General features: G+C 47.1%; 11 protein-coding genes. 7 read left to right on the plus strand and 4 right to left on the minus strand.

What is annotated here, in order from left to right; genetic code table 11:
• Positions 1–19: 19 nt before the first annotated feature.
• Together pdxT and pdxS are read right to left on the minus strand one after the other, a co-directional pair.
• Entirely contained in the window at positions 20–601 is a 582-nt protein-coding gene (gene pdxT / locus DWX32_RS08480; protein ID WP_118594449.1) for a pyridoxal 5'-phosphate synthase glutaminase subunit PdxT, read from the minus strand.
• Positions 601–1,482, minus strand: a complete 882-nt coding sequence (gene pdxS / locus DWX32_RS08485; RefSeq protein WP_118594448.1) for a pyridoxal 5'-phosphate synthase lyase subunit PdxS — start codon at positions 1,480–1,482, stop codon at positions 601–603. Before pdxS ends, pdxT begins: the two co-directional genes overlap by 1 nt.
• Before the next feature lie 144 nt (positions 1,483–1,626).
• On the opposite strand from pdxS, the gene pdxR reads away from it, so the two are divergent.
• Positions 1,627–3,081, plus strand: a complete 1,455-nt coding sequence (pdxR, locus tag DWX32_RS08490; RefSeq protein WP_118594447.1) for a MocR-like pyridoxine biosynthesis transcription factor PdxR — start codon at positions 1,627–1,629, stop codon at positions 3,079–3,081.
• A gap of 90 nt (positions 3,082–3,171) precedes the next feature.
• Positions 3,172–3,939, plus strand: a complete 768-nt coding sequence (locus DWX32_RS08495; protein ID WP_118594446.1) for a GNAT family N-acetyltransferase — start codon at positions 3,172–3,174, stop codon at positions 3,937–3,939.
• On the opposite strand, the gene DWX32_RS08500 is transcribed toward DWX32_RS08495, so the two are convergent.
• A complete protein-coding gene (locus tag DWX32_RS08500) occupies positions 3,934–4,935 on the minus strand; it encodes a LacI family DNA-binding transcriptional regulator (RefSeq protein WP_117804963.1) in 1,002 nt (333 codons plus the stop codon). The two genes, DWX32_RS08495 and DWX32_RS08500, sit on opposite strands and share 6 nt — an antisense overlap.
• A 413-nt stretch (positions 4,936–5,348) precedes the next feature.
• Here DWX32_RS08500 and DWX32_RS08505 point away from each other — a divergent pair, with 413 nt between their 5' ends.
• Positions 5,349–7,103 (plus strand): glycoside hydrolase family 13 protein, encoded by a 1,755-nt coding sequence (locus tag DWX32_RS08505; protein WP_118594445.1) that lies wholly within the window; start codon positions 5,349–5,351, stop codon positions 7,101–7,103.
• 204 nt (positions 7,104–7,307) lie between these two features.
• On the opposite strand, the gene DWX32_RS08510 is transcribed toward DWX32_RS08505, so the two are convergent.
• A complete protein-coding gene (locus DWX32_RS08510; protein WP_118594444.1) occupies positions 7,308–8,708 on the minus strand; it encodes a sodium-dependent transporter in 1,401 nt (466 codons plus the stop codon).
• Positions 8,709–8,898: 190 nt separating this feature from the next.
• On the opposite strand from DWX32_RS08510, the gene DWX32_RS08515 reads away from it, so the two are divergent.
• The 4 genes from DWX32_RS08515 (at position 8,899) to DWX32_RS08530 (ending at position 14,051) form a co-directional block, all read left to right on the plus strand.
• Entirely contained in the window at positions 8,899–9,411 is a 513-nt protein-coding gene (locus DWX32_RS08515) for a MarR family winged helix-turn-helix transcriptional regulator (RefSeq protein ID WP_022461532.1), read from the plus strand.
• Complete coding sequence (locus tag DWX32_RS08520; RefSeq protein WP_117812798.1) at positions 9,401–11,131, plus strand: ABC transporter ATP-binding protein; 1,731 nt, start codon at positions 9,401–9,403, stop codon at positions 11,129–11,131. The genes DWX32_RS08515 and DWX32_RS08520 overlap by 11 nt, the downstream gene beginning before the upstream one ends.
• Complete coding sequence (locus tag DWX32_RS08525; protein ID WP_117812797.1) at positions 11,131–12,765, plus strand: ABC transporter ATP-binding protein; 1,635 nt, start codon at positions 11,131–11,133, stop codon at positions 12,763–12,765. The genes DWX32_RS08520 and DWX32_RS08525 overlap by 1 nt, the downstream gene beginning before the upstream one ends.
• 188 nt (positions 12,766–12,953) lie before the next feature.
• Entirely contained in the window at positions 12,954–14,051 is a 1,098-nt protein-coding gene (locus DWX32_RS08530) for a hypothetical protein (protein WP_117508921.1), read from the plus strand.
• The last annotated feature ends 19 nt before the right edge of the window (positions 14,052–14,070 follow it).

The raw sequence follows: 14,070 nt of genomic DNA on the forward strand, positions 1-14,070 counted from the left end.
ATTTGCACAGTCTTTTGCTTTATACGTTGCTGATCATCGAAAGAAATGTCTTATGAATCCTCATATCCGGGTCGAGTTCTGGATGGAAGGAGAAGGCCATCTGGTTTTTATATTTTACACCGACAATCCGCTCTTCCACAACCGCGAGCACTTCCACGCCGTTCCCCACAGATGCAATATACGGCGCACGGATAAACGTCATCGGCACTGTTCCGATGCCCGCAACCGGTGCTTCTGTGTGGAAGCTGCCTAACTGGCGGCCGTAGGCATTCCGCCTGATGCACATCGGAATCGTGCCGAAATACTGTTCCGGCTGTCCCTTGATCTGTCCGTCGATCGTTTCGGCCAGAAGAATCGCACCGGCGCAGGTTGCGAGGACCGGCATGCCGTTTTCAATCTGGCTTTTCATGATATCGAACATGCCAAGCTCTTTTAAAAGCTTTCCCTGAACGGTACTCTCGCCGCCCGGTAGTACAAGTGCATCGTAAGGCTCGGCAAGATCGCGGGCCTGACGCAGTTCGATGCATTCGGCGCCAAGCTGCTCTAATACTTTTTCATGTTCTGCAAACGCACCCTGCAGTGCAAGCACTCCAATTTTCATTATTTTCCTCTTTCTGCCATCAGTAAGGCGATTTCCTGCTCGTTGATGCCGACCATAGCCTCGCCGAGATCAGCGGAGAGTTCTGCGATCAGTTTCGCATCGGTGTAGTTGGTAACGGCTTTTACGATGGAAGCCGCACGTTTTGCCGGGTTGCCGGATTTGAAGATACCGGAACCAACAAAAACACCCTCTGCTCCAAGCTGCATCATCAGCGCTGCATCGGCAGGAGTTGCCACACCGCCGGCTGCAAAGTTGACAACCGGGAGACGGCCGTTATCATGAACATACTGAACAAGATCGTACGGAACCTGCAGGACCTTGGCTGCCTCAAACAGCTCATCCTCACGCATTGAGGTCAGTTTCTGAATTTCGCTGTTCATTTTTCTCATATGGCGGACCGCCTGTACGATATCGCCGGTTCCCGGCTCACCTTTGGTACGGATCATAGACGCTCCCTCGTTGATCCGGCGGAGTGCCTCGCCGAGATCTTTTGCACCGCAGACAAACGGTACTTTGAAATTTCGTTTGTTAATATGGTAGACATCATCCGCCGGGGAGAGAACCTCACTCTCGTCGATGTAGTCGATTTCGATGGCTTCAAGAACCTGTGCCTCTACAAAGTGGCCGATGCGGCATTTTGCCATAACCGGAATGGAAACGGCTTCCTGAATGCCGCTGATCATCTTCGGATCACTCATACGGGAAACGCCGCCGGCTGCACGGATGTCTGCAGGAATCCGCTCCAGTGCCATAACGGCACAGGCACCAGCTTCCTCGGCAATATGCGCCTGCTCCGGAGTGGTAACGTCCATGATCACGCCACCCTTTAACATCTGTGCCAGTTCTTTGTTCAGTTTGTATCTCTCATTTGCTGCTGTCATAATAAGTTCCTCCGTGTCTGAAAAATTTTAGTTTCTGTTTTGGCTTTACTTTTGCTCTGCCTCACAGTATACTGGTAAAGTGACTATAAAAAAATTGCCAAAACAAATATATTCAGTAAGGTCAGATGAGAGGAGAGCGGTCGGATGCTGACGTATAATTTTTCCAATATAGGGTCAGATTCTCTGTATGAATATTTATATAAATGTATCAAAAATGACATATTGCTGGGAAATATCCGCCCTGGAGAGAAGCTGCCGTCGAAACGGACGTTCGCGAAAAATCTGGGTATCAGCGTCATTACCGTCGAGAATGCCTATGCGCAGCTTGTTGCGGAAGGCTATCTGTATTCCATGCCAAAGCGCGGATTCTATGCGGCTGATCTGGAAATTGAGGATTCCATGCGGGATGCGGTGCCAAAAGAGATCCTGCAGGTAGCAAACGGGGAGACTTCCTATTTTGCGGATTTTTCCAGTAACCAGACGGACAGCGAGATTTTTCCGTTTACAATCTGGACGCGGACGGTGCGTGCTGTCCTGAATGACAACCGGATCCAGCTCATGATCAATTCCCCGTGCGCCGGGATTTTAAAGCTGCGCAGTGCGATTGCAAAATATCTGCGAGAGTTTCGTGGAATGCAGGTGCTGCCGGAGCAGATTATTGTCGGCGCAGGAACGGAGTATCTGCATAACCTTCTGATTCAGCTTCTCGGAAACGATCTTGTTTATGGAGTAGAGGATCCCGGGTATCACAAAATTGCGCGGATTTATGAGAGCATGAAGGTACGGTACGAGCCAGTGCCGCTCGATCAGAACGGTGTTTCGGTGCAGGAGCTGGAAAAAAGATCGGTTGATATTATTCATACATCCCCGTCCCATCACTTTCCAACCGGGACAGTCATGCCGGTCAGCCGCCGTTATGAACTGCTCGGCTGGGCGGCAAAATCGGATCATCACTATATCATTGAGGACGATTACGACAGTGAGCTGCGTCTCGGCGGAAAGCCGTTTCCAACGCTGCAGAGCATCGATGTATCGGACAAGGTCATCTATATGAATACGTTTACGAAAACACTTGCCTCCACGGTACGGATCAGCTATATGGTGCTGCCGCAGACACTGGCAGAGAAATTTTACCGCGAGCTGTCGTTTTATTCCTGCACCGTTTCCAACTTTGAGCAGTACACACTGGCAGAGTTTATTGAGAACGGCAGTTTCGAAAAACATATCAACCGGCTGCGGAACTATTATCAGAACAAACGAGATCTGATTTTACGGGCGCTTGAAAAGAAGCCGCTCGGTGATTATGTGACCATCGAGGAAGAAGAAGCCGGCGTTCATTTTCTGATGCATCTTCGCACGGATTTGAAAGAAGAGTCGATTGTCACGCAGGCGAAATCCCGTGGTGTGAAATTAAAGCCGCTCTCCGGCTATTACGCGGATGCGGCGGAGGCAATAAAGCAGGAAAATACGTATGTCATGAACTATTCCTCTATCGATCCGGCTGCAATGGAGCGGGCGGCGGGAGTGCTGCTTCATATTCTGCGGGCGCATACGACGGAAAACACATTTGAGGCAGAGATGAAAAAGAGCCAGGAATAATCATAAATTGATCCACAGAAATAACTGCAGGGAATGAGCTTCTCTGATGCCCAGCAGTTTCTATTACAAACTCATAAAGGAGAAAAGCATATGACGAATCGTGAAATGATGGAGATTGCCATGAGGCAGTCTGCGGAAGATATGGGGTGCCGTGTGGAAGATCTCAAGGCGGACAAAAATGTTGTTGTTCCCATAAATTTAGGAAAGAAGGCCCGCAAATATTTGAAAGAGCCTATTACCTGCAATCTGGTTTCCTATGGAAGTAATATCATGGCGGCTTCCATACCGGAGACTATGGATCTGGTATCTGCGTATGTAGACAAATTCGAATTTTACCACTGTTTTGAGACACCAAACATGCATTGGCTGAATGAACGTTTAACTGAAAAAGGGCACAAAATATGTTTCATGGCAGAATACTATCTGCCGGACATCAGCCGGATACCGACTCTTTCCTGCGCCTATGAGACACGAGTATTGACACAGGAAGATTTTGCGGATTTGTATCGACCGGAATGGAGCAATGCGCTTTGCGAAGATCGGAAGAATCTGGATGTACTTGGCGTCGGCGCATATGATGGAAGTACGCTGGTGGGACTTGCCGCCTGTTCTGCCGATTGCGACGATATGTGGCAGATCGGTGTGGATGTCTTGCCGGAATACAGACGACAGGGGATTGCCTCTGCACTGACAAGCAGACTTACAAAAGAGATCATAAACAGGGAAAAAGTACCTTTTTACTGTACCGCCTGGTCTAATGTCAGATCTGTAAGAAACGCTGTTAAAAGCGGTTTTATACCAGCATGGGTAGAAATGACTGCAAAACCGGCAAATATTGTTGATGAGATGAATTTATGAAGGAACCTTTCCTGTCGATTCCCGCTGAATCAGCTGTGCATGCAACAAATACGTACTGATTGGGATGTGATTGAGAAGACTTGACAATGCAAAAAATCCACTTTTTCCGAGCTCCAGCCGATCTTGTCTGATGGTTGTAAGGGGCGGTGACGTACAAGCAGCAATCGGCAGATCATCAAATCCGATAATGCTGATATCATCAGGAATCTGGAATCCCAGCTGCTGACATTGCGTGAGCGTTGCACTAGCAAGGGTATCCTGGTTGCAAATAATAGCAGTGATTCCGTTTTCCAGAAAACGGGGAAGATGCTTTTCCATACATTCTGACAGATAATAAGAACAGCCGATCGCAGCAGGAGAAGTCTTCAGTCCATGCTGGTGCATGGAACGGAGAAAGGCAGCATGGCGTGCCTGGAGAACCCGGGCACCGAGGGAGCTGCTCAGATAGGCGATCTTCCGGTGTCCAAGTCCGGCAAGATAAGAGACGGCAAGCTCCATTCCCTCCTCATTATCAATACCTACATAAGCGGTGGAAGGATTCCCTACTATATAGTTGTCGAAAAGAACAGCCGGTGTGCGGCTGATTTTAAAGTCTTGAATCCAGGGATCGCTCAGGGAAAAGCCGACCACAAAAGCTCCTATATAATCATGCTCCAGCATAAAAACATCATAATGCTGGTTTCTTTGGGTCTTAATATCAACAGGCACAATTTCAACATCAAAGCCTGCTGGTTCTGCCATCTGACGAAAACCCACCAGGATATCATAGGCAAAATGATGCGGTTCCTGATACCGCATATTTTCTTTTTCTATTATAATACAGACTTTTTTCGTTGGTTTCTTATAACGCCGCAGCTTCGTATAACCCAGAGCTACGGCAGTTTCCAAAACCTGTTTCCGTAAAGCATCGCTGATATCAGGCGCGTCATTGAGCGCTTTGGATACCGTGCTCTTGGAAACTCCCATTTTATCAGCAATATCCTGAATGGTAGTCATAATCGGCAATCCTTTCACAAAACAAAAAATGTAAACTCCCAGCTATCATGATGGAGTTCTTTTAACGCTATTATATGAAGATTGCGGGAGTGCAAAGCACGTAGCAATCTGGTATCAAAGGGGTCAAAAAACCTTTTGCCCCCGTATCATTATATAAAAACATAAGATAAAAAGCAATCCATACCGTGAAAAAGAAATGTTTCGCTAAGTTTCGAAAAAAGAAAGCATCCTGCACAAAAATCATCCTGAAAATTATCTGAATTTTACGAAAGCGCAGGGAAAAATGGAAATTGATTGACGAAGAAATAAAAAAGGCTTATAGTAAAGTTACGAAACAATGCGAAACAAAAAGTGATCGTGTTTCTTACAAGGATGCAAAAAACAGCTTTAGAGCTATACGGGAGGAAAATGAGATGGAATTTAGCGGTGTATACCATAAAACTTCAGAACAGATGAGTTATGCCCTGGATGAGGACAGACTGATTGTCAATATCAAGACAGGATATGATGTAAAACAGGTTTTTATCCATTACGGAGATCCTTATGAAGCCGGAATTTTGGGCGGAAAAGAAAAGTGGATCGGAAAAAGAGAGGAAATGATATATAAAAAACGTCTGCCTTATCAGATCTGGTGGACAACAACGCTTCTTCCGGAATACAAAAGATGCAAATATTATTTCGAGCTGCGGACGGAAAAGGAAGTCTGGTATTATTTTGAGGATGGTTTCCTGACAGAAGAACAGCTCCGGATGGATGGCCGTATGCAGCAGTGCTTTATTGTACCCTGGATGAACCCGGCAGATATCAATCGCACACCGGCATGGGTAAACGAAACGATCTGGTATCAGATTTTCCCGGATCGGTTCCGCAACGGGACACCGGAAAAAAACGGAGATGATATCACACCCTGGAGAAATCACGGAACCGTAACAAACGAAGAAAAATTCGGAGGAAACCTGGAAGGGATCCGTCAGAGATTATCGTATCTGCAGGAACTTGGGATTACCGGTATTTATCTGAATCCGATCATGAAAGCAGAGTCCAACCACAAATATGACACGACCGATTATACAAAAATAGATCCGTTTTTTGGCGATGCGGATACAATGAAAGCGCTTTGCAAAGAAGCACATGAAAAAGGAATCCGCATTATGGTAGATGCAGTGTTTAATCATAGTGGAAGAAAATTTGAGCCGTGGATAGATATCCTGGAGCATGGAAAAGAGTCTCGTTATGCGGACTGGTTTATGGTAGAGGACTGGGAACAGGTTCAAAAAAGGGGAGACACCAGAGACCGACGGTTCTATTCCTTTGCATTTACAGACGGGATGCCAAAGCTGAACACAAACAACGAAGAGGTGATACAGTATTTCTGTAAAATCTGTGAGGACTGGGTACGGGAGTTTGATATCGACGGAATTCGTTTCGATGTAGGAAACGAAGTGTCGCACAGGTTCTTAAAGCGGATAAGGGAGCATTTAAAAACGATAAAGCCGGATATTTATCTTCTGGGGGAAATCTGGCATGATGCAAGCCAGTGGCTGCAGGGAGATGAATATGATTCTGTCATGAACTACCCGCTGCTGAGTGGAATCCATGATTTCTTTCTTGATAAAACAATGAAAAAAGAAGAATTTGAATATATGGTAAACCGTTGCTATACCATGTATATGCAGCAGAATAACGATGTACTTTTTAATCTCCTGGATTCCCACGATACCGAGAGGCTGATGAACCGTTTTCACGATCTGGACAAGTTCTACCAGCAGCTTGCAATCCTTTTTACGCTTCCGGGAAGCCCCTGTATTTATTATGGAACGGAGATTGCAATGGAAGGCGCTCATGATCCGGACTGCAGAAGATGTATGCCTTGGAGTGAAATTGAAAGCGAAGAGAATCAGAAAAAAATTGCAACGATGCGGAAACTGATCATGCTTCGAAGAAATGAAAAAGTGTGCAGAAGCCTGCATTTCCATTTTCCGAATGGTTATGAAAATGATCGGTGTGTAGAGTATATTAAACTAGACGAAGAGGGAAATAAAATCGAAGTTCTGCTCAACGCATCGGATGAGGAGATAAAAGTAAAAGGAGACGGGGAAGTACTTTTTGCCCGGGAATTTGATGGAGAGATACTTGGTGTAAATGGAACGTTAATTCGCAGGATGTAAGGGTTTCACCTGTTAGAAATATGTGCAGACAGGCACAAAAAAAGCATGTTTTCTGGAAAAGCCACCGGAAAACATGCTTTTTTGATCTCTTGCCTCGCCAAAAACATAAGTAAGGAGCCATTTTTCGAAGGAAAATGAGCGGATTACGAATGTTTTTGAAGATTGCGTGAGTGCAAAGCACATAGCAATCTGGTATCGCAGTGATCAGACGTTTAAAATACCGAACGACTGCAGCAGCAGTGCGGCAAGGAGCACGGGTGCAATAAACTTCACCATGACGATATACAGCCTCTTTCGACCGAACTTATATCCTCCCAGAGTCACCTCATCGATGATGACCTGCGGCTTTACAACCCATCCGATCAGAATACAGGAGAGAAGTGCGACAAGCGGCATCAGAAGGTTATTGCTGATGAAATCCATGACATCCAGGATCTGAGCCGTTGCGCCATTTGGAAGCTTCAGTTCAAAATAAAGCGCATTGTAGCCGAGGCATACGATGATACCGACGAGACATGCATAAACGGTTACAATAACCGTGCTTTTCTTTCTGCTGATGTGAAATTTGTCGATCATACAGGAAACAATGGATTCCATGACCGATACGGAAGATGTAATGGCTGCAAAGGAGACCATAAGAAAGAAAATGGTTCCGATTACGCCGCCTGCTGCTCCCATGGACTGAAAGACCTTCGGCAGGGAGACAAACATCAGACCAGGGCCGGCAGACATACCCTCTGTCCCCATAAAGGTAAATACGGCAGGAACGATCATCAAACCGGCGAGCAGCGCAACAATGGTGTCGAAAATTTCGATCTGGTTGATCGATTTCATCAGGTTTGTTTCTTTTTTTACGTAGGAACCGTAGGCAACCATGATACCCATCGCAACGCTGATCGAAAAGAAAAGCTGTCCGAGTGCATCGACAAAGACGGTGAAAAATTTCTGCGGCGTCATTCCTTTAAAATTTGGAACAAGATAAATTTTCATACCCTGCAGTCCCGTACGGACGACACCGTCTGCGTCGGTATGGGTCAGGGTCAGAGAAAAAACAGAAATTCCGATGATTAAAATCAGAAGGATCGGCATCAGAATTTTGCTGTAGTTTTCAATTCCCTTATTGACACCACGATATACAACGAATGCGGTAAGAAAAAGATAGATTCCCAACCACACAATCGGCTGCCATGTACCGGTAATATAGCCGGTAAAGTAACCATCCTCGGCAGCAGCAGTGCCATGTCCGGTGAGAAACACAGACAGGTATTTTAATACCCAGCCGCCAATGGAGCAGTAGTAAGGCAGGATGACAACCGGCACGATACTGGCGAGAAGGCCAAGACCGTTCCAGCCCGGGTGAATTTTACCGTAAGCGACAAGCGGACTTTGTCCGGTTTTTCTTCCGATGGCAATATCAGTTGTCAGCAGGGTAAATCCAAAGGTCAGAGCCAGTACGATATAAACTAAAATAAAGGTTCCGCCTCCGTCTTTTGCGGCAAGATAAGGGAAACGCCAGATATTTCCCAGTCCAACCGCGCTTCCTGCGGCAGCAAGCACGAAGCCGATCGATCCGGTAAAGCTGCCGCGCGTATGTTTCTTTTCCATATAAGATACATCTCCTTATTGATAGACTGACTGTTTTTAACAGCCGAATACTTCTATTATAAAGTTCGGACGATACTTCGTCAACCAGAAGATCTATAGATTGACAATTTCGATTAGTTGTACTATCATCTAATTAGTTGTATATGCATCTATTTGAAACAGATTGAGAATGGACAGGAGGAACAGAAAAATGGATCCAACAGAACGGAAAATAACAAAAATAGCGCGGGAAGCCGGGAAATTTACGGTTCAGGCAATGAAAGAAGAGGGCATCGGCACAGCAGAATTTGACTTTATCCATCTGGTGCGCCATCATCCGGGCATCACGCAGACGGAAGTGCGCGAACAGTTAAAGATTGATAAAGGAGCCGCTGCAAGACGCGCTGCAAGCCTTGAGGCAAAGGGATATCTGATCCGGAAACCGAATCCGTGGGACGGCAGAAGCCAGCTTCTGTATGCTACGGAAAAAGCAGAAACTTTGAAAAATTCCAAAGCAGAAATTGAAACGGTTTTTTATGAATGGCTGCTTTTGGAGCTTCCGGAAAAGGAGGCAGAAAGCTTCTGCGAAACACTGGACAAGCTGTACTGGAAATCGAAGAGAGAACGGCAGAATCATTTTGCGGAACTTTCAAAAATTTTAAGTGAAAAAGCAGATAAAACAATAAAAGCAACAGCAGAAGGAGGCAGCAGCGATGAAGGATGAAACCTTTCGCCCGAACCGGATGCTCTCTTACTTTCAGGAAGAATGGAAAATTCTCTTTTTTGTTACGGTTTCCGGTCTCATCTATAATCTGGGACTTCTTGCAGGCCCCTGGTTTGAGGGAAAAATGACAGGAAAGCTGGTTGATCTCCTCGGCGGCACAGGAACCTTCCACCAGATGCTGATGCTGGTCACGGCCTATGTCGTGAGTATTGGCATTGTGCAGGTTTCCCGCTATTTCAAACGGTTCTATGTCAGAAGATTTGCCAACAACGTCAACCGGCATATGAAGCAGATTCTTTACGGAACGCTGGTTCGCAAAAGCCGTTTGGAGCTGGAAGCGGAAGGTACCGGAAATGTACTGACGAAGGCCATTCTCGATGTAGACGATTGCGTAGAAGGAATGCGGAAATTTACAACGGAAATCTTTGATACCGGTGTTGCTCTTCTCGCCTATGCGTGTATGCTGCTCTGGTACGACTGGCGCCTGGCTCTTCTCTGCATGATTTTTCCACCCATTTCCTACGTGATTGCCGAAAAGATGAAGGTCATGGTACAGAAAACGGGCGCTGCCTATAAGGTACAGTCGGGTGCATTAAGTGCTGCAACCCTGGACCGTGCGACAAATGCCATCACGTATCGTGTCTTTGGCTGTGAGGAGGACAGAAAGGCCGCTTATGAGGAGAATCTTTCGGCTTACGAATCTGCCGCTGTGCGCGCCAATATCTGGAACACAGCTATGCCGCCGATTTACCGTATGATCTCGATGACGAGCATTCTGTTTATCCTGTATTTTGGAGGCAGAAACGTCCTGCATGAGGGTTGGACACCGTGGACCATTGCTGTATTTACCACATTTTTGTCCTGCTACACGAAGCTTGCCACCAAATCATCGAGCGCAGCAAAGCTTTTTAATGCGGTACATAAAGCGCAGGTTTCCTGGAAACGAATCAAACCTCTGTTGCAAAATTCGAAAGCCGAACCGGAGTTTCCGGCCGCAGCACCTGCAGAGCTTAACGTCGATCACCTGCATTTTGCCTATCCAAACGGAAAAGAGATCATCCATGACCTGTCGTTTCAGGCGGCTCCTGGCCAGATCATCGGTGTAACGGGACCTGTCGCATGCGGAAAGTCAACGCTTGGAAAGACTTTTCTCTGCGAGTCGCCGTATGAGGGAAGCATCACCTTCGGCGGAAAAGAACTTGGAAAAATGGAAAAAGCAGACCGGAACCGCATGGTCGGTTATCTTGGCCATGACCCGGAGCTGTTCCATGGAAGCGTGGAAGAGAATATCCGTCTCGGGGGAAAAGAGGGCGCAGAGGAGATGATCCGAGTCGTCTGCCTGGAAGATGAAGTGAAAGCAATGGAAAACGGAATCCATACTCTGGTCGGAACGGGCGGTATCCGCCTCTCCGGTGGTCAGGCGCAGCGCCTTGCCCTTGCGCGAACCCTGTACCACAAACGGCCGGTTCTGGTTCTCGACGATCCGTTTTCGGCACTCGACAAAGAGACGGAGGCACAAATTTTTTTAAATTTAAAGGAGCTGGCAAAAGACTCTATTATAATCCTCATTTCCCATCGCCTCTATCTGTTCGACCAGATGGATCAGGTCATCTGGATGGATGAGTGCCATACGAAGGTCGGCACACATGAGGAACTCCTTGCAACGGTTCCGTCCTACGCAGAGCTCTGCAGCAACCAGACGAAGGGAGGCAGCTTTTGATGCGAAAGAAAGAATCTGTATTGCGGGTAATCAAAGAAACCGTTCGAAAACACGGCGTTTTATCAGCCGCACTTTTGGGAGTCGTCTGCGGTGCGGTTATTTTCGCACTGCTCCCGCCTCTTGTGCTGGCACAGCTGATTGACCTTTTGACAAAGAAGCATACCCTCTGGATGGAAGGAATTCTGCTGTATTTCGGACTTCTTGCCCTGACGGGTCTTCTGGAGTCGGCACGAGAGAGTCTTCTGACGGTATTCGGCCAGAAAATTACACATGCACTCCGAAGCAGTCTGATGGAAAAGTTCGGACGCCTTTCCGCCAACGAGCTGAACCGCCAGGAGCCGGGCGCTCTCGTATCAAGATTTGTCGGTGACATCGACACAGTGGAAAACCTGTTTACCTCCGGGATCATCAGTATGTTTGCCGATGCGTGCAAAATCTTAAGCATTCTTGCCGTCATCTGGGTGACTAATCGTGGACTTACGATTGTTCTGATTATTTTACTCCCTGTTCTGTTCCTCTTTACCCGTTATGTTCAGAAAAACATGCTGGCCTCCCAGATTGCCAACCGCCGTGCAGTCAGCCGTGCTTCGGGTCACGTTCCAGAGACGCTGCACAACATCCGTACCATTCACTGTCTGCAGAAAGAGACGTATATGGAGCAGCAGTATGCGCACTATATTGATGACAGCTACAGCGCAATGGAGAAGACCAATTTTTACGATGCCGTCTATTCTCCGGTCATCCTGATTTTAAATGCCATTGTTGTTGCTGTTGTCATGCTGCTTTCGGCCTCCGGCAATCCGACCGTTTTAAAGCTGTTCGGCATGTCCGCCGGAACCGCCGTTGCTGTTATAAACTATATTTCCCAGATCTTTGCTCCGGTCGAAAGTCTTGGTATGGAAATCCAGACAATTCAGTCTGCGTTTGCCGGTATGGAAAGAATCAATGAATTTTACAGCCTGGAAGAGAAGAAAGAGCCGGCTGCGCTGACTGAAAATACAGATTACGGCATAGCGGCTGAGCTAAAAAATGTGACGTTTGGATATGACGAAAGCCAGGTCATCTTAAACGATGTAAGTCTGCAGATCAAAAAAGGCGAGCAGGTAACACTTTTGGGACGAACGGGTGCCGGAAAGAGTACTATTTTCAAACTGCTGCTCGGTTTATATGAACCACAGAAAGGAATGGTTCTGATTTGGGGTGTTCCATCTGTCGATCTGCCGGATGCAAAAAAACGAAAGGTTTTCGGCTATGTGGAGCAGTCGTTCCACATGGTGCCGGGATCGGTAAAAGACCAGATTACTTTGTATGATGCAAAGATTTCGGATACAGATGTAAAAAAAGCAGCAGAGCTGACCGGACTTGCAAAGACCATCGAGGCGCTTCCGGACCAATATGATACGATCTGTACACAGGATCTCTTCTCACAGGGTCAGTGGCAGCTCCTCTCGATTGCCCGTGCAGCCGCAGCGGAGCCTGAAATTCTGCTCCTCGATGAGATTACCGCAAACCTTGATGCAGAGACGGAAAAAATGGTATTAAATGCATTGCAAAGGGTTTCCAAAAACCGTACCGTAATTTCCATTTCCCACCGAACTATGGCAGAAACGGGACGCGTGATTCCAATTTCATAATTTCTTTTCGTTCATTAAATTTTTGAAACAAAGCGTGCCGGATGCATTCTGACAAAAAAAGATGCGCCGACACGCTTTCTTTGTCCCGCCAGGCAGAACAAAATAGAGCGGAGGAGCGAGTTTCAATTGACACAAAAAAGGGGAGCAAGTACAATAAAAGTAACGAAAAGAGAGGAGGCGGTATTCAGTTGAAAAAGAGAAAATGGAAATTCCGCATCGCAGGCGGCGCTGTCACGCTGCTGGGCATCTATCTGATGGCGGTCGGCTACGGAGAGACGATCACACTCACCATCGCCACGGTTGTCCTGATTTTCGGCATTGCCATCTGGTCCATGGCAACCCCGGAGAACTACAATTCCATGACGGATATGATTGCCATGATCTCCATGGAGAAGCCGCGGAAAATCGAAGAATTTTATGAGGCTTACAAGAACGTCGATACACCGTTCGGTTCTGCATGGCTTGCAAAATTCTACACGATGCGGCAGAAAGCACTCGTTTTCGGACCGGACGCCAAGGGAGAATATCTCTACTTCTGGCTGACCAAAGACGGTCATGTCGGTTATTTGGGATATTCCTTCATCGAAGGCTTTATCAAAAAGAAACTCACCACACCCGTGTATCCGATTCATGAAGATGTTGCAGAGAACCTCGCAGACCATCTAAGCTACCATTCCGATCTGATGATGTTCCAGAGCGAATTAAAAGCGAATCTGGAGCATTTCGTCAAAACCGGAACGGTACAGCCGTTTCAGAAGATTTCGGCGTCCCAGATTTACACTTTCACGGAGGATTACCGCCTGACGGGCCAGCATTTCGATCTGGAGGATACAGACGGAAACCTGGTTTACGAGATCGACAGCACCGTGCCGCTGAAAACATTTTATATCTACGATGCGATGCACACCGAAATCTTCCGCATGACGAAGGAACTGCTCCACGCGCTGCCGACCTACCGTTTTTATCTGTACGGCGAGCCGTATGGTGTGTTGAAAAAGCAGTTTGCACTCGTACGGGATCAGTTCTCGATGGAACTGCCGGAGGGAAAACTGGAACTCCGGGAATACGCCGGCTCCATCGGCCACAATTACTCGGTAAAACTGAACGGAACTATGATCGGCGCCATCGTCGACAATATGGATCTTACCGTCGGAAACATCATGTTCGACAATGCGTTTCTGATTGTCTACGATGCAAAATATCTGCCGCAGCTGACCGCACTCGCTGTGATGGCGGCAAGAGAACTGGCACGCGACAAGGACGGCGGTCTTTCCAATCGGTCCTGACAAAAGAAAGAGAGGGGAA

Source organism: Blautia sp. AF19-13LB (assembly GCF_003479105.1).
Lineage (GTDB): Bacteria > Bacillota > Clostridia > Lachnospirales > Lachnospiraceae > Fusicatenibacter > Fusicatenibacter saccharivorans.